This is a genomic window from Pseudomonas baltica (genome assembly GCF_014235765.1).
Lineage (GTDB): Bacteria > Pseudomonadota > Gammaproteobacteria > Pseudomonadales > Pseudomonadaceae > Aquipseudomonas > Aquipseudomonas baltica.
In genome coordinates, this window is sequence record NZ_JACMYH010000009.1 from 25210 (window position 1) to 42666 (window position 17457).

Below are 17457 nucleotides of genomic sequence, written 5' to 3' on the forward strand. Positions count from 1 at the left end.
CACTAGGCGCAGACAGAACGCGCGCGGCGGTTTAAGGTGGTGCAGCGTCCGAACCGTGCATTGGCAGCCGATCAGCGGCCCGCAACCACCCTGGCCGCCTGCCGGATCTTTCGATGCAGCAGGCACGCAACCGGCCGAGCGTTCCAATGTCCAAACGCAGTTCAAGAAAAAGGAAATTTGCAGCGATGGCGTACTACCGAACCCCGCATGACGTGACCACCCTGCCCGCTTGGCAGGCGCTAACCCAGCACCGCGCTGCCATGCAAGACTTCAGCATGCGCGATGCCTTCAATGCCGACCCTCAGCGCTTCGAGCATTTCTCCCTGAGCGCCTGCGGGCTGTTCCTCGACTATTCGAAAAACCTGATCGACACGCAGACCCGCGATCTGCTGGTGCAACTGGCCAACGAAGTAGACCTGCAAGGCGCGATCAAGGCGATGTTTGCCGGCGAACTGCTGAACGCTTCCGAAGGCCGTCCGGCGTTGCACACCGCATTGCGCCGCCCGGTGGGCGACAAGCTCAATGTCAACGGTGTCAACGTGATGCCAGACGTGCACAAGGTGCTCAACCAGATCACCGAGCTGGTCACGCGCATCCATGACGGCCTGTGGCGTGGCTACACCGAGAAGCCGATCACCGACGTGGTGAACATCGGTATCGGTGGCTCCTTCCTCGGCCCGGAACTGGTGTCCGAAGCTTTGCTGCCGTATGCCCAGAAAGGCGTGCGCTGCCACTACCTGGCCAACATCGATGGCAGCGAATTCCACGAGCTGTCGGCCAAGCTGCGTGCCGAGACCACTCTGTTCATCGTTTCCTCGAAATCGTTCAGCACTCTGGAAACGCTGAAGAACGCCCAGGCTGCGCGTGGCTGGTACCTGGCCCAGGGCGGTTCGGAAGCCGAGCTTTACCGCCACTTCATCGCGGTGTCGAGCAACAATGCCGCAGCCGTCGAATTCGGGATCCGCGAAGAAAACATCTTCCCGATGTGGGACTGGGTCGGCGGGCGTTATTCGCTGTGGTCGGCCATCGGCTTGCCGATTGCGATGTCGATCGGCATGGCCAACTTCAAGGAGCTGCTGTCGGGCGCCTACACCATGGACCAGCACTTCCAATCGGCGCCGTTCGAACAGAACATGCCGGTGTTGCTGGCCTTGCTGGGGGTCTGGTACGGCAATTTCTGGGATGCCAAGAGCCACGCGATCCTGCCGTACGACCACTACCTGCGCAACATCACCAAACACCTGCAGCAATTGGACATGGAGTCCAATGGCAAGAGCGTGCGCCAGGACGGCACGCCGGTGAACATCGACACCGGCCCCGTCATCTGGGGTGGCGTGGGCTGCAACGGCCAGCATGCCTATCACCAGTTGCTGCACCAGGGCACCCACATGATCCCGGCCGACTTCATCGTCCCGGTGGTGAGTTTCAATCCGGTCGCCGATCATCACCAGTGGCTGTTCGCCAACTGCCTGTCGCAGAGCCAGGCGCTGATGCTGGGCAAGAGCCGCAGCGAGTCCGAAGCCGAACTGCGCGAGCGCGGCATGGCCGAAGACGAGGTGCAGAAGCTGGCCCCGCACAAGGTCATTCCCGGCAACCGTCCGAGCAACACCTTGGTGGTCGAGCGCATCAGCCCGCGTCGCCTCGGCGCCCTGGTAGCCATGTATGAGCACAAGGTGTTCGTGCAAAGCGTGCTGTGGGGCATCAATGCTTTCGATCAGTGGGGCGTGGAACTGGGCAAGGAGCTGGGCAAGGGCGTCTACCAGCGCCTGATCGGCGAAAACGAATCGCTGGCCGAAGATGCCTCTACCCAGGGCCTGATCAACTATTTCCGCGGTCGTCATCGCGGCTGACCCTGGATACCCCGCGGCGCTGCAAGCCAGCGTCGCGGTGGTTCGATACCCCGTTGCACCGGGCAATTGATGTAGAATTGCCTCCCTTCTTTTTGCGTCAGGCTCCGTGCATGTCCGCTTTGATCCAGGCGCTGCGCGCCGCCCTCGACGTCCGCTCCTCGCTGCTCGAGCAACTGCATGAACAGGGCACTGATTGCTATCGCCTGTTCCATGGCAGCCAGGAAGGCGCCGGTGGCTTGACCGTCGACCGCTATGGTCCGCAATTGCTGATCCAAAGCTTCCATCAGACGCTGACACGCGAAGATCTGCTGGCCCTGCACGGCGCCGTCGAGCAACACCTGCAGACGCCGCTGCTGCTGGTGTACAACGACCGTTCGCGGGGCAACTCGCGGATCGATCGGGAAGACACGGTGTATCGTGCCGAAGACGCGGCGCTGGCCGACATGATCGGACACGAATGGGGCTTGAATTATCGCGTGCGCGGACGGCATCCCGGGCAGGACCCGTTGCTGTTTCTCGACCTGCGCAACGCGCGCGGCTGGGTCAAGCGACACAGTGCTGGCAAAAGCGTATTGAACCTGTTCGCCTACACCTGCGGCGTGGGCCTGAGCGCAGCAGCAGGCGGCGCCCGCGAGGTGTGCAACCTGGATTTTGCCGAAGGCAACCTGGCAGTCGGCGCCGAGAACGGTGCACTGAACCCCGACCTTGCGCCCATGCAATTCATCCAGTCGGATTACTTTCCCGCCATCCGCCAACTGGCTGGTTTGCCCATCACCCCGCGTCGCGGGCAGAAGCTGCCATCCTACCCGCGCCTGCAACAACGCCAGTACGATCTGGTCTTTCTGGACCCGCCCGCCTGGGCAAAGAGTGCGTTCGGCACGGTCGATCTGCTGCGCGACTACCAGAGCCTGCTCAAGCCCGCGATCCTGGCCACGGCCGACAGCGGTGTACTGGTCTGCTGTAACAATTTGGCCAAGGTCAGCCTCGACGACTGGCGTGATCAGGTGTTGCGCTGTGCCGAGAAAGCCGGGCGGCCCGTGCGTGAATGCTCGGTAATGGGCCCGGCGGCCGATTTCCCTTCCAGCGACGGCCAGCCGCCGTTGAAGACGCTGATCCTGAATTTCTAGTTTTCCTACAGCAACTGGTGAAAATTCCATGACTTACGCGGCCTGAGTCATAGGAACCGCATTGACGTGCCATACTCCAAGCACCTCCGATCACGTCAGATGGCCTCTTTTCCATGTCCAAAGGATTGAAACGCACCGCCGCCACCCTTGTGGCGCTGGTAGCGCTGTACGCTCTGCTCGGCTTCCTGATCCTGCCCGGCATCGCCCTGCGGGTTGCCAATCAGCAGCTGGCAGACTATTCCACTGTTCCTGCTCAGCTGCAGCGCCTGGAATTCAATCCGTTCAGCCTCGAGCTGACCCTGTGGGGGCTGAAGATCGGTGAACCCGGCGCCGAGCAGATCGGTTTCGAGCGGTTGTACGCCAATCTGCAATTGGACAGCCTGTGGACCGGCGCGCTGCATCTGGTTGCGGTGGAGCTGGAAAAGCCTCGCACCGAAGTGCTGTTCGACAAGACCGGCAAGCTCAACTTGAGCGGCTTGTTCAAGCTTCCCGCCAGCGACCCGGCTGTGCAGGACGCACCGTCCGAACCTTTCGCGTTGCGCATCGGCAGTATCAAACTGGTTGACGGCTATCTGCATTTCAAGGACTTGCGCCCAAGCCAGCCGATCGAGTTTCTCTACGACTCGATGAATCTGGAGCTGCAGAACCTCAGCACGCTACCGGACGATCATGCCGACATGACGCTGGTAGCCAACAGCCCCCAAGGCGGGCGTATCGACTGGCGCGGACGTATTGGCCTGAGCCCGGTGTCTTCCCAAGGCTCACTGAAGGTGACCGATGCGCAGATGAGCGTCTGGTGGCCGTACGTGCGTGACAGCGTGCCCTTGGCCCTGGAGAAGGGCGTGTTCACCCTCAGTGCCGACTACAACCTGAACCTGGCCAAGCAGACCGAACTCACCTTGGACAAGGTGGCCCTCACCGTTGCGCCCTTCGCGATCGCCGCTCCCGATGGCCGTCCCTTGGTACGGCTCGAACGCCTTGAGGTCAGCGATACATCGGTGGATCTGGTCAAGCAGTTGGTCAGGGTTGGTCAGATACGCAGTCACGGCCTGGAAACCTGGGCCGCCCGCGAGGCGGATGGACAGCTCGACTGGCAAAAGCTGTTCGCCAGCCCGACGACGGCGCAGGTGCAGGCACAGACGCCGGCCGCCAGCAAGACGGCAGCCGCGTCAGCCAAGCCTTGGCAGGTGTTGCTCAAGGATGTGCAGTTGCGTGACTACCGGGTGCATCTGGCGGACCGTGTGCCGACCGACAACGTGGCGGTGGAGCTCGGGCCCCTCAACCTGGATCTGCGTGATTTCGACAGCCTCAACGGCGCTCCCTTCACCCTCAAGCTGGACACCGGGCTGGGCAAGCAAGGTCACTTGCAGGCCAGCGGCGAGGTCAGCCTGGCTCCGGTTGGCGCACGCCTGAAGGTCAGCACCCAGGACATCGACCTGCGTGTCGCGCAGGCCTACATCAGCCCGCTGATTCGCCTGGAACTGCGCAGCGGCATGCTCGACAGCGATCTCGCTGTGCAACTGAACAGCACTGAACCGCTGGCGATGACGGTGTCCGGCCGCGTCGAAATCGATCAGCTGCACACGCTCGATACGCTCAAGGAGCGCGATTTCGTCAAATGGCAGCACCTGACTCTCGACGGTCTCGACTACCGCCACGGCGATCGCCTGCAGATCGAGCGGGTGCAGCTGCAACAGCCCTACGCGCGCTTCATGATCAACGAGGACCGTACCACCAATATCGACGACCTGCTGATTCCGCAACCGCCGCAGCCCGCCAACTCGGTCAACTCGGGGAAACCCGCAGGTGCCGAAAAACCTCTCGGTATTCGCATCGGCTCCGTGGACATCGACAATGGCTCGGCCAACTTTGCCGACTTCAGCCTCACCCCGAACTTTGCCACGGCCGTTCAGCAACTCAACGGGCGCATAGGTACGATCGACAACCGTCAGGCCAAGCCGGCACGCATCGACATCCAGGGCAAGGTCGACCGCTATGCGCCGGTGACCATCGCCGGTGCGCTGAATCCGTTCGACCCGATGGCCAGCCTGGACATCACGACCAGCTTCAAACGCGTGGAGCTGACCACCCTGACGCCCTATTCGGGCAAGTTCGCCGGCTATCGCATCCGCAAGGGCCGTCTGAACCTCGACTTGCACTACCTGATCACCAAAGGCCAGCTCAAGGCAGAGAACAAGCTGCTGGTGGAACAGCTGCAACTGGGCGACAAGGTCGACAGCCCGGATGCGGTCGATCTGCCGCTGCGCCTGGCCATCGCGCTGCTCAAGGATTCCCAAGGCAGAATCGCCATCGAACTGCCGGTGAGCGGCGATCTGAACAGCCCGCAGTTCAGCGTCATGCCGATCGTCTGGCAGACCCTGCGCAACCTGATGGTTCGTGCCGCTCAGGCGCCGTTCAAGTTCATTGGTGGACTGGTCAGTGGCGGCGGCTCGGAAGACCTGAGCACCGTGTCGTTCCGCCCAGGTTCGGACGAATTGAGCGCAGAGGCCCAGGCGGCCCTGGTGAAGCTGGCGGCGGCCTTGAAGGAGCGCCCGACCCTGCGCCTGGAAATCGAAGGTACCAGCGCCCAGGCCAGCGACGGCCCGCTCATTGCGCAGCAACGCCTGGAGCGCGAATACCAAAGCACCTACTATAAAATGGCCCAGCGCCGTGGCGACAAAGTCCCCGCCACCGCAGCCGAGATGCAAGTGCCTGACGACGACAAGCCGGCAATGCTCGAAGCCATCTACCGTACCCGGCTCAAAGGTCAGCCACCGGTGGAATGGCAACAGCTGGAAAGCAAGGTTCGCACCGACAAGCTACGTGAAGCGGTGCTCAAGTCCTGGGCTTCGAACAATGCATTGCTGCGTCAGCTGGGGCAGGCCCGTGCAGGCAGCATCAAGGACTTTCTGGTCGACAAGGGCCAGTTGGCGGACGAGCGTGTGTACTTCATCGATGCAGCCCTGGGCCAGGCCGAAAAAGATGGGCGCATCATCACCCCCCTGCATCTGGATGCCGAATGAACAAATTGACTTGGATGACCTGCGTGCCATTGCTGCTGGCGCTGTGCAACACAGCCAACGCCGCCTCGACGATGCGCTGTGGCAACACCCTGGTGTCGCTGAACGATCGCACGGTTCAGGTAGAGCAGAAATGTGGTGCGCCTGCCAGTAAGGCGCAGACGGGCTACGAACGCTCGGGGCCGATCAATCGACGCGTCGAACTGCCGATTGAAGAGTGGGTGTACGGACCTTCCAATGGTATGAGCCAATACTTGAAGTTCGTCGGCAGCAAACTGGTGCAGATCGAAAGCAGCCGCAACTGACGCATCATTCGAGCGCATGAACAACGCCCATAAAAAAAGCCCCGGCGCATGGCGCTGGGGCTCTCAGTGGCCACATCCCTGTGGCCTTCGCATGAAACTTACTCGGCTTTCAGGCCATCGGCGGAGACAGCTTTCACGCCCTTGATGGCCTTGGTGATACGTACGGCAGTAGCCTTCTGAGCGTCGGTCACAGCAACGGTCGACGACAGGGAAACCACACCTTTGTTGGTTTCGACCTTGATGTCGGTGCCTGGGATGCCTTTTTCGGTAACCAGATCGGATTTGACCTTGGTGGTGATCCAAGTGTCAGAGGTTGCTTCTTTGGCTTCAGTCACGTTACTAGCAGCAACAACCATTGGAGCCTGGGTGGACTGTTGAGCGAAAGCAGCGTTGGCCATGGTCAAGGTCAGCGCGGTAGCAGCAGCGGCAGCAATAGCGAACTTCTTCATACGAGTCACTCCTGTTTTTTAAAAGGTCTGCAGACGTTTAATGTCTTGGCTGCAGGTGACAAGTATATTGCAGACCTCATGCCAACCCACCAACACAGATAAAGTCCTTTATTATCAATCAGTTAAGATTCTTACAAAAAAAGCCATTCGTGCAACTTGCACGTCTGCAGGTAATTTTGCGTGCAAGTTGCAAGTTCGCAAAAGTTCCCTGGCGTTTCTGAACGCCTTGAATGGGCACTTTGAACAAACCCCAGGCTACTGAGCAAACTCTAGTCGAAAAAAAAGAGCCCCGAAGGACTCTTTTTTTCAAGCCGGCGAGGTTAGGCGCCCGAAGCCTTTGCAGCAGCAACGTCCTTGATGGACAGCTTGATACGGCCGCGGTTGTCCACGTCCAGTACCAGTACTTCCACTTCTTCGCCTTCCTTAAGGATGTCGGTCACTTTCTCGACGCGCGCATCGCTGAGCATCGAAATGTGAACCAGACCGTCCTTGCCAGGCAGGATGTTGACGAAGGCACCGAAGTCAACGATGCGCTCGACCTTGCCCACGTAGATCTTGCCGATCTCGGCTTCTGCGGTGATACCCAGAACGCGCTGACGTGCTGCTTCAGCCGCTTCCTTGGATTCGCCGAAGATCTTGATCGAACCGTCGTCTTCGATGTCGATCGAAGCCTTGGTTTCCTCGCAGATGGCGCGGATGGTGGCGCCACCCTTGCCGATCACGTCGCGGATCTTGTCGGTGTCGATCTTCATCGCGATCATGGTCGGCGCGTTTTCCGACAGCTCGGTACGCGAAGTGCCGATGATCTGGTTCATCTGACCGAGGATGTTCAGGCGCGCTTCCAGCGCCTGGCCCAGGGCGATTTCCATGATCTCTTCGGTGATACCGTTGATCTTGATGTCCATCTGCAGCGCGGTAACACCCTTGGCGGTACCGGCTACCTTGAAGTCCATGTCGCCGAGGTGGTCTTCGTCACCGAGGATGTCGGTGAGGATGGCGAACTTGTCGCCTTCCTTGACCAGGCCCATGGCGATACCGGCAACCGGCGCCTTCATCGGCACACCGGCGTCCATCAGGGCCAGGGAAGCACCGCAGACCGACGCCATGGAGCTGGAACCGTTCGACTCGGTGATTTCCGATACCACGCGGATGGTGTACGGGAACACGTCGGCGGCCGGCAGCATGGCCTGTACCGAACGACGGGCCAGACGGCCGTGGCCGATTTCACGACGACCCGCGCCGCCCATGCGACCACACTCGCCCACCGAGAACGGAGGGAAGTTGTAGTGCAGCATGAAGGGGTCTTTCTTCTCGCCTTCCAGGGTGTCCAGCAACTGAGCGTCGCGGGCAGTGCCCAGAGTCGCCACGACCAGCGCCTGGGTTTCACCGCGGGTGAACAGGGCCGAACCGTGGGTTTTCGGCAGAACACCGACTTCGATGTTCAGCGGGCGCACGGTCTTGGTGTCGCGACCGTCGATACGCGGCTTGCCGTTGACGATGTTTTCACGAACGGTGCGGTATTCGATCTCGCCGAAGATTTCCTTCACTTCGGCTGCGGTCGGCTTGCCTTCTTCGCCGGAGAACTTGGCGATCACCTGGTCACGCAACTCGCCCAGCTTGGCGTAGCGATCGGCCTTGACGGTGATGGTGTAGGCCTGGGAAACGGCATCGCCGAATTCGCCACGGATCGCGCCCAGCAGCTCGGTGTTCCATGCTTTCGGGGTCCAGCTCCAGGTAGGCTTGGCGGCTTCTGCAGCCAGCTCGCCGACGGCCTTGATGACCGACTGGAACTCATCGTGGGCAAACAGCACGGCGCCCAACATCTGGTCTTCGGTCAGCTCTTTGGCTTCGGATTCAACCATCAGCACGGCGTCTTTGGTACCGGCCACGACCATGTCCAGGCTCGAAGCCTGCTGCTGCTCGTAGGTCGGGTTCAGCAGGTAGCCAGTGCTCTCGTGGAAGGCCACGCGCGCAGCGCCGATCGGGCCGTCGAACGGAATGCCGGAAATGGCCAGGGCCGCCGAGGTACCGATCATCGCAGCGATGTCCGGATCGGTTTTCTTGCTGGTGGAAACGACGGTGCAGACGACCTGCACTTCGTTCATGAAGCCTTCGGGGAACAGCGGACGGATCGGGCGATCGATCAAACGCGAGGTCAGGGTTTCTTTCTCGGAAGGACGGCCTTCACGCTTGAAGAAACCACCGGGAATCTTGCCGGCAGCGTAGGTCTTTTCCTGGTAGTGCACGGACAGCGGGAAAAAGCCTTTGCCTGGATCGGCTTGCTTGGCACCTACCACGGTCACCAGTACGGTCACGTCGTTATCGACGGTGACCAGCACGGCGCCGGAGGCTTGACGGGCAATACGGCCCGTTTCGAGGGTTACGGTCGATTGACCGAATTGAAACGTCTTGATTACCGGGTTCACGGTTTCCTACCTTCTGTTGGCTCTTGGGGGAACTGGTTTCTTGCGAAATTCTTGGGCAGAGCGGGGAATCGGCCCCGTTGACCGTCCAGATACAACTTGAGGCTGGAAACCTGCCCGCCCCCGCGGAAAACCCGCTGGGGTACGACAGACAACCAACCTCAGGATTGCGCGTGGCGCCCTCGCAGGCCCGGGCTTGAGCCCAGGCCTGCGAACATGGCAAACCACGCTTGTCACCGCGTGTCGAGCCGCTATTAGCGACGCAGACCCAGACGACCGATCAGGGCGCTGTAACGGGTGACGTCCTTGCCCTTCAGGTAATCCAGCAGCTTGCGGCGCTGGTTGACCATACGGATCAGGCCACGACGCGAGTGGTGGTCCTTGCCGTTGGCCTTGAAGTGACCCTGCAGCTTGTTGATGTTGTGCGTCAGCAGTGCAACCTGCACTTCTGGCGAACCGGTATCACCAACGGCTTGCTGGTAGTCGGCAACGATTTGAGCTTTGTCTTCAACGCTAAGAGCCATGAGGCATCTCCACTATCAAGGGCACTGCATGCAGTGTCCAACAGGCCAGGGCAAAACCCTGTTTTCATGAGAAGAGGCGCGACCGTGCCTGTTGACAGCCGTCCTCGACCAGCCGCCACGAATACCGTGACGACCGGGATCGGTCATTCCGACCGAATCAAGCGACGTGGCGCAATGCGCCCGTCTTCGCTCACTTCACCGATTCCGATGAAGCGACCATTGTGATCCTGTACCCGCACCATGCCGAACTTGGGGGCTTCGGGAGCCCTCACCGGCTGGCCGTGGAGCCAGTAGAACGCGCTGTGCTCCGAAAACTGCAGCAGAGGCCAATCCTGCAGGCCGCTGTCCGATGGCAGCAGGAACCTGTCCACTGCCTCGTTACCGCCTTCGGCATGCACGGCTTCGAGTTCTTCGAGCGTGACCGTCTGCGCCAGGCTGAACGGGCCCGCTTGCGTGCGACGCAGTTCTGAAACGTACGCACCACACCCCAACGCCTCGCCGATGTCTTCGACCAGGGTCCGAATGTAGGTGCCTTTGCTGCAGTCCACGGCGAACCTTGCAGTGGTCTGCTCGCAGCCAAGCAATTGCAGCCGCGCAATAGTAACAGAACGCGGCTCGCGCTCCACTACTTCACCGGCACGCGCCAGCTTGTACAGTGGCTGCCCGTCGCGCTTGAGCGCCGAGTACATCGGCGGTATCTGGCTGATCTGGCCACGGAAACGAGGCAATACCGCCTCGATGTCGGAGTGACCGACGGTCACCTCGCGGGTCTGCAGAACCTCGCCCTCGGCATCGGCCGTGGTCGTGGTCTTGCCCAGTTGCGCCAGGGTCTCGTAGCCTTTGTCGGATTCGAGCAGGTACTGGGAAAACTTGGTCGCCTCGCCGAAACACAGCGGCAGCACACCGGTGGCCAAGGGATCGAGACTGCCGGTATGACCGGCCTTCTCGGCATTGAGCAGCCAGCGCACTTTCTGCAGCGCGGCGTTGGAAGTGAACCCCAGTGGCTTGTCCAGCAGGATGATGCCACTGACATTGCGACGGATACGCTTGACCTGAGCCACCGGGATTACTCCTTGGGCTCTTTGGCCGACTCGTCCGCGTGATGCTGGCTGTCCTCGGCCACGGCACGCTCGATCAACGCCGACAGATGAGCGCCACGGCTCACGCTTTCGTCGTAGTGGAAGTGCAACTGCGGCACGCTGCGCAGCTTCATTTCCTTGGCCAACTGCATGCGCAGGAAACCGGCGGCCGAGTTCAACACCTTGATGCTCTGGGCGATGTCGGCAGCGCTGTCCTGGCCCATGACGGTGATGAAGATCTTGGCATGACCGACATCGCGGCTCACTTCGACCGCTGTGATGGTGACCAGGCCAACGCGTGGATCCTTGACCTCGCGACGGATCAGTTGCGCCAGCTCGCGCTGCATCTGATCGCCGATACGCTGGGTACGGCTGTATTCTTTTGCCATGTTTCATTACCTGTAACTAGAGCGGCAAACGCCCGATCAGGCTGGGCCGGATCGGGCGTTGCGTTTAGAACCGGCCCGGCGCTGGCCGGACAGGTTCCTGGAGGTCGCAGCTTAGAGAGTACGAGCCACTTGGACTTTCTCGAAGACTTCGATCTTGTCACCGACCTTGACGTCGTTGTAGCTCTTGACGCCGATACCGCATTCCATGCCGGCACGCACTTCGGACGCATCGTCCTTGAAGCGACGCAGCGATTCCAGCTCGCCTTCGAAGATCACGATGTCTTCGCGCAGTACACGGATCGGACGGTTGCGGAAGACCACACCCTCGATGACCATGCAGCCGGCGATCGCACCGAACTTCGGCGAACGGAACACGTCACGCACTTCGGCGATACCCAGGATGTTCTCGCGAACATCGCTGCCCAGCATACCGGTCAGGGCTTTCTTGACGTCTTCGATGATGTCGTAGATCACGTTGTAGTAACGCATATCCAGACCTTCCTGCTCGACGATCTTGCGCGCGCCAGCATCGGCCCGCACGTTGAAGCCGAACAGTACCGCTGTCGAAGCCAGCGCCAGGTTGGCATCGGATTCGGTGATACCACCGACGCCGCCACCGACCACACGCACTTGCACTTCGTCGTTGCCCAGGCCATTCAAGGCACCCTGCAACGCTTCCAGCGATCCACGGACGTCGGATTTGAGGACGATGTTGAGCGTCTTCTTCTCTTCCTGACCCATGTTTTCGAAGATGTTTTCCAGCTTGCCGGCGTGAGCACGGGCCAGCTTGACTTCGCGGAACTTGCCTTGACGGAACAGAGCCACTTCACGGGCTTTCTTCTCGTCGGCAACCACGCTCATCTCGTCGCCGGCATCCGGGGTACCATCAAGGCCCAGGATCTCGACCGGAATGGCCGGACCGGCTTCCTTGATCGGCTTGCCGTTCTCGTCGAGCATGGCACGTACGCGGCCGTAGTTCGAACCGACCAGCACCATGTCGCCCTGACGCAGCGTACCGTCCTGAACCAGCACGGTGGCCACCGGGCCACGGCCCTTGTCCAGGCGCGATTCGACGACCACACCACGGCCTGGAGCCGATGGCGTTGCGGTCAGTTCCAGTACTTCAGCCTGCAGCAACACGGCTTCGAGCAATTCGTCGACGCCGGTACCCTGCTTGGCCGAAACCGGTACGAACGGGGTGTCGCCGCCCCACTCTTCCGAAGTCACACCGTGAACCGACAGCTCGCTGCGGATACGGTCCAGGTCGGCGCCCGGCTTGTCGATCTTGTTCACTGCAACCACCAGCGGCACGCCAGCGGCTTTCGCATGCTGAACGGCTTCGATGGTTTGCGGCATCACGCCGTCGTCCGCCGCGACCACCAGGATCACGATGTCCGTCGCCTTGGCACCACGGGCACGCATCGCGGTAAACGCGGCGTGGCCCGGGGTGTCGAGGAAGGTGACCATGCCGCGTTCGGTTTCGACGTGGTAGGCACCGATGTGTTGGGTGATACCGCCGGCTTCGCCTGCAGCAACCTTGGCACGACGAATGTAGTCGAGCAGCGAGGTCTTGCCGTGGTCGACGTGGCCCATGACGGTCACGACCGGTGCACGAGCGAACGCCTCACCCTCGAACTTCAGCGATTCGGCCAGGGAATCTTCCAGGGCGGTGTCGCTGACCAGAGTCACCTTGTGACCCAGCTCCTCGGCAACCAACTGGGCAGTTTCCTGATCCAGCACCTGGTTGATGGTGGCTGGCGTGCCCAGCTTGAACATGAACTTGATGATCTCGGCAGCCTTGACCGACATCTGTGCGGCCAGATCGCCAACAGAGATGGTCTCGCCAATTTTCACGTCACGCACCAGCGGGCCGGTAGGGCTCTGGAAACCGTGAGCGTTGCGCTTCTTCAGCTTGCCCTTGCCACGACCGCCACGACGGAAGCCATCGCTCTCTTCGTCGGTGGTACGCGGTGCGGCACGCGGCGTCGGAGCCTTTTCCTTGACGGTGGCACGGTGAGGCTGGTTCTTGCGCTCGCCATCACTGTTGCCACTGCCGCTGCGACGGTCGTCGTTGCGCGGCTTGTCGGGACGACGAGGCTCTTCCTTCTTGCGCTCGGGAGCCGGTGCAGGTGCCGGAGCGACCGCAGCCACATCGACGCTTGGCGCCGAAGGAGCTTGGGTTGCGGCGGCAGGGGCGTCGGCCTGAGCGGTGCTGCCAGGCTGCTTGCGCGTTTCTTCGTCGGTACGCGAACGCGTGTCCTGCTCGACCTTCTGGCGGGCAGCATCATTCGCTGCGCGACGCTCGTCGAGCTCGCGCTTCTGCTCGGCCTGGATCTCTTCCGGGCTGCGCTGAACGAATACCTTCTTCTTGCGTACTTCTACGCTGATGCTCTTGCTACCGGCCACACGCAGGGTGCTTTGGGTCTTGCGCTGCAAGGTAATCTTGCGCGGTTCTTCCGCTTTCGCCTTGTGGCTGCTTTTCAAATGAGCCAGCAGAGCCTGCTTCTCATTGTCGGTCACAACTTGTCCGGCGTCGGTGTGCGGCAGACCTGCCTCACGCATCTGCTGAAGCAGGCGCTCTACCGGTGCGGCGACCTCTTGGGCCAATTCTTTCACCGTGACTTGCGTCATGCACTTCTCTCCTCAGGCCGCGCCAATTACTCGAACCAATGGGCTCGGGCGGCCATGATCAACTTGCCGGCACGATCTTGGTCAATGCCGTCGATGTCGAGCAGGTCGTCAATCGACTGCTCGGCCAGGTCTTCGCGGGTAACTACGCCGCGCACCGCCAGTTCCATCGCCAAATCCTTGTCCATACCCTCAAGCGAGAGCAGGTCTTCGGCCGGATGGGCGTCTGCCAGCTTTTCCTCTGTAGCGATGGCTTTGGTCAACAAACGATCCTTGGCCCGAGCGCGAAGCTCGTTGACGATGTCTTCGTCAAAGCCGTCGATGTTGAGCATCTCTTCCAACGGTACGTAGGCAATTTCTTCCAGGCTTGTGAAGCCTTCGTCGACCAGTACCTGGGCCAGCTCTTCATCGACTTCCAGCTCGTCGATGAAGTTGCGCAGGATGTCACCGGTTTCCGCTTGCTGCTTGGCCTGAATGTCCGACTCGGTCATCACGTTCAGTGTCCAGCCAGTCAACTGGCTGGCCAGACGCACGTTCTGCCCGCCACGGCCAATTGCCTGGGCCAGGTTGTCGGCACCCACGGCGATGTCCATGGCATGGGCGTCTTCGTCGACGATGATGGCCGCGACTTCCGCCGGGGACATGGCATTGATGACGAACTGTGCCGGGTTATCGTCCCAGAGGACGATGTCGACGCGCTCGCCGCCCAACTCGCCGGACACAGCCTGCACACGCGAACCGCGCATGCCGATACAGGCACCTTGCGGGTCGATGCGCTTGTCCTTGGAGCGAACGGCGATCTTGGCGCGCGAACCCGGATCACGGGATGCGGCCATGACTTCAATGAGGCCTTCAGCGATTTCCGGCACCTCGATGCGGAAAAGCTCGATGAGCATTTCCGGCGCGGTACGCGAAAGGATCAGTTGAGGACCCCGGTTTTCGGTACGAATTTCCTTGAGCAGCGCGCGCAGGCGCACACCGACACGGAAGGTTTCGCGCGAAATGATATCTTCCCGAGCCAGCAGGGCCTCGGCGTTGTTGCCCAGATCGACGATGACGTTGTCGCGGGTCACCTTCTTGACCGTGCCAGAGATGATCTCGCCCAGTCGTTCACGGTAAGCATCCACCACCTGGGCGCGCTCGGCCTCGCGAACTTTCTGCACGATCACCTGCTTGGCGGTCTGGGCAGCGATGCGACCGAACTCGATGGAGTCGATCTTCTCTTCGATGACATCACCCACCTTGGCTTCGGGGTGTGTCAGTACAACCTTGCTCGGCCAGGTTTCGATGGCCGGATCGTCCAGGTCGTCTTCTTCGACGACCGTCCAGCGACGGAAGGTTTCGTAGGAGCCGGTGTGGCGATTGATTTCCACACGAAGATCCACTTCGTCTTCGAAGCGTTTCTTGGTCGCGGTCGCCAGAGCAATCTCCAGCGCTTCGAATATTACGCCTGCCGGTACACCCTTTTCATTGGATACCGACTCAACAACCAGCAGTACTTCTTTGCTCATCGTACGCCTCGCCTTTCGCAAGCCATTGGATCCGCGGGACCCGCAGTATCTGGCACGTCTCAGTCAAAACTGGGAATGATATTGGCCTTGTCGATCGAATCGATCGGCAGCAGGAATTCGTGTTCGTCTACTCGAATCACGACATCCTGGTCCTCCACACCATGGAGAAGGCCCTGAAAGTTGCGTCGTCCTTCGAAAGGGGCGCGCAGCTTTATCTTTACTTGTGCTCCGGCGTACGCGGCAAACTGTTCGATGTTGAACAGCGGGCGTTCCATGCCTGGAGAAGAAACTTCAAGGGTGTATTCGACGGTGATTGGATCTTCAACGTCCAGTACACCACTGAGCTGGCGGCTGACAATGGCGCAATCGTCCACCAGCACTCCGCCCTCTTTATCGATATAGACACGCAAAAGTGAATGGCGGCCTTGAGCCGAAAACTCAATACCCCAGCATTCATAGCCAAGGGCCACGACCACCGGGGCCAACAAGGCCTGCAACTGTTCTAGCTTGCTCGACACCTGAACCCCCTCGTGCATGCTGTGCAAATAAAAAATGGGCGAAGCGCCCATCCCGGATACGCCGTTGAATACCGGCGCTAAGAACTGTCCAGCTAACAAAAAGCCCCTTTGAAAAGGGGCTTTGCTAAAACTGGTTGCGGGAGCTGGATTTGAACCAACGACCTTCGGGTTATGAGCCCGACGAGCTACCAGACTGCTCCATCCCGCGACAAAGCTGGGGCGAAAGTATACGACCGAACCCGTTTTGGGTCAATCCAAGCTTCCACCGACAAGAAAGCCCGCAACAGCGGGCTCTCCTGATAATTGGTACCGAGAAGGGGACTCGAACCCCTACACCCTATGGGCACAACCACCTCAAGGTTGCGTGTCTACCAATTCCACCACCTCGGCAATACAACGTGTGAAACCCTTACCGCTTTTGTAACCCTGACACTCTTGCGAGTATCACTTTTGCCCTTGAGCCTGAGGAACGTCGGTAGCAGGAGCTACGTCGGTCTTTTGCTCTTGGAGCACCGGAACATCATCTGCTGCCGGCTTCTGCCTAGGTGCTTCGATGACCGCTGGATCTGGCAAACCTACTTGAGTCAGCTGTTGAGCTTTCTCTTTAGCAAAGTAACCTAAACCCAAGCTGGTTATGAAGAAACAGGCGGCAAGTATAGCAGTAAACTTACTAAGAAAGGTAGAGGAACCTTGGCTTCCGAAGACAGTATTTGATGCACCTGCCCCGAATGACGCGCCAGCGTCCGCACCTTTACCCTGTTGCAGCAAAACCAGAGCGACAACGCTCAGTGCACCCAACAGATGAAGAACGACTACGACTGTTTCCAGCATTTTCTCAGTTTCCCGCGGCGCGACAGATCGCACCGAAATCATCTGCATTCAGGGAAGCACCACCAATGAGGCCCCCATCGATATCCGGCATGCCGAACAGTTCGGCCGCATTGGCCGCTTTGACGCTACCGCCGTACAACAGCCGCACAGCTTGTGCGACCTTGGCATCTTCTGCCGTCAACTGAGCCCGGATGGCGGCGTGCACATCCTGAGCCTGTTGCGGCGTGGCAGTCAGCCCGGTGCCAATGGCCCAGACCGGCTCGTAGGCAATCACCGCATGGGTGAAAGCTTCGATACCCAAGGCCGCAATGACGCTGCCCAGCTGACGACCTACAATTTCCAAAGTCTGACCGGCTTCGCGCTCTTCAAGGGTTTCCCCTATGCAAAGCACTGGCGTCAGGCCGGCCGCTTGCGCGGCGCGGAATTTCTCGATCAGTTGCTGCTCGCCTTCGCCGATGACCTGGCGACGCTCGGAGTGACCGATCAGAACCAGCGAACAACCGGCATCAACCAATTGGCTCGAGGCGGTTTCGCCAGTCAATGCACCTTGCTCGGCCTGAACCGCGCAGTTCTGCGCACCTACAGCGATATGGCTGCCCTGCAGACCCTCGACCACACGGTCGACGAACAACAGGGGCGGGAACACCGCAACCTCGACAGAGTCGGGCAAGGACTGTTCGGACAGACCCTTGATCAGCTCGGCGACGCTGGCGCGGGTACCGTGCATTTTCCAGTTACCAGCTACCATGGGGCGACGCATGCTGTACCTCGTCGATCAAAGTGGGCGCAGATGTTACCCAACG

Annotated in this window: 14 protein-coding genes and 2 tRNA genes; 4 read left to right on the top strand and 12 right to left on the bottom strand. The window is 60.3% G+C overall.

The window, feature by feature from the left end:
* The first annotated feature begins 185 nt into the window (after nucleotides 1–185).
* The 4 genes from pgi to H7993_RS19490 all read left to right on the top strand — a co-directional run bounded on the left by pgi (nucleotide 186) and on the right by H7993_RS19490 (nucleotide 6302).
* Entirely contained in the window at nucleotides 186–1850 is a 1665-nt protein-coding gene (gene pgi, locus H7993_RS19475; protein ID WP_122480175.1) for a glucose-6-phosphate isomerase, read from the top strand.
* A gap of 110 nt (nucleotides 1851–1960) precedes the next feature.
* Complete coding sequence (locus tag H7993_RS19480) at nucleotides 1961–2977, top strand: class I SAM-dependent rRNA methyltransferase (protein ID WP_185795381.1); 1017 nt, start codon at nucleotides 1961–1963, stop codon at nucleotides 2975–2977.
* A gap of 113 nt (nucleotides 2978–3090) precedes the next feature.
* Nucleotides 3091–6000 (top strand): DUF748 domain-containing protein, encoded by a 2910-nt coding sequence (locus H7993_RS19485; protein ID WP_185795382.1) that lies wholly within the window; start codon nucleotides 3091–3093, stop codon nucleotides 5998–6000.
* Entirely contained in the window at nucleotides 5997–6302 is a 306-nt protein-coding gene (locus H7993_RS19490; RefSeq protein ID WP_185795383.1) for a DUF2845 domain-containing protein, read from the top strand. The genes H7993_RS19485 and H7993_RS19490 overlap by 4 nt, the downstream gene beginning before the upstream one ends.
* A 98-nt stretch (nucleotides 6303–6400) precedes the next feature.
* Here H7993_RS19490 and H7993_RS19495 read toward each other — a convergent pair whose 3' ends face one another.
* From H7993_RS19495 to tpiA, 12 genes are all read right to left on the bottom strand, one after another.
* Nucleotides 6401–6751: a BON domain-containing protein gene (locus H7993_RS19495; protein ID WP_185795384.1), complete on the bottom strand. Its 351-nt coding sequence runs from the start codon at nucleotides 6749–6751 to the stop codon at nucleotides 6401–6403.
* Between the two features lie 320 nt (nucleotides 6752–7071).
* On the bottom strand, nucleotides 7072–9177 hold the full coding sequence (gene pnp / locus H7993_RS19500) for a polyribonucleotide nucleotidyltransferase (protein ID WP_122480180.1): 2106 nt from the start codon (nucleotides 9175–9177) through the stop codon (nucleotides 7072–7074).
* Nucleotides 9178–9428: 251 nt separating this feature from the next.
* Entirely contained in the window at nucleotides 9429–9698 is a 270-nt protein-coding gene (gene rpsO, locus H7993_RS19505; RefSeq protein WP_043190760.1) for a 30S ribosomal protein S15, read from the bottom strand.
* A 143-nt stretch (nucleotides 9699–9841) separates the two neighbouring features.
* Entirely contained in the window at nucleotides 9842–10759 is a 918-nt protein-coding gene (gene truB, locus H7993_RS19510; protein ID WP_185795385.1) for a tRNA pseudouridine(55) synthase TruB, read from the bottom strand.
* 5 nt (nucleotides 10760–10764) lie between these two features.
* On the bottom strand, nucleotides 10765–11166 hold the full coding sequence (rbfA, locus tag H7993_RS19515) for a 30S ribosome-binding factor RbfA (protein ID WP_122714827.1): 402 nt from the start codon (nucleotides 11164–11166) through the stop codon (nucleotides 10765–10767).
* 111 nt (nucleotides 11167–11277) lie between these two features.
* Complete coding sequence (gene infB / locus H7993_RS19520; protein WP_122480183.1) at nucleotides 11278–13797, bottom strand: translation initiation factor IF-2; 2520 nt, start codon at nucleotides 13795–13797, stop codon at nucleotides 11278–11280.
* Between the two features lie 26 nt (nucleotides 13798–13823).
* On the bottom strand, nucleotides 13824–15305 hold the full coding sequence (gene nusA / locus H7993_RS19525; RefSeq protein WP_122480184.1) for a transcription termination factor NusA: 1482 nt from the start codon (nucleotides 15303–15305) through the stop codon (nucleotides 13824–13826).
* A gap of 59 nt (nucleotides 15306–15364) precedes the next feature.
* Nucleotides 15365–15823: a ribosome maturation factor RimP gene (rimP, locus tag H7993_RS19530; protein ID WP_163007671.1), complete on the bottom strand. Its 459-nt coding sequence runs from the start codon at nucleotides 15821–15823 to the stop codon at nucleotides 15365–15367.
* Between the two features lie 131 nt (nucleotides 15824–15954).
* Nucleotides 15955–16031, bottom strand: a tRNA-Met gene (locus tag H7993_RS19535).
* Between the two features lie 96 nt (nucleotides 16032–16127).
* Nucleotides 16128–16213: transfer RNA gene (locus H7993_RS19540), tRNA-Leu, on the bottom strand.
* Between the two features lie 54 nt (nucleotides 16214–16267).
* Nucleotides 16268–16654, bottom strand: coding sequence for a preprotein translocase subunit SecG (gene secG, locus H7993_RS19545; protein WP_122480186.1), 387 nt, complete (start codon nucleotides 16652–16654; stop codon nucleotides 16268–16270).
* A gap of 4 nt (nucleotides 16655–16658) precedes the next feature.
* Entirely contained in the window at nucleotides 16659–17414 is a 756-nt protein-coding gene (gene tpiA, locus H7993_RS19550; protein WP_185795386.1) for a triose-phosphate isomerase, read from the bottom strand.
* Nucleotides 17415–17457: the final 43 nt, after the last annotated feature.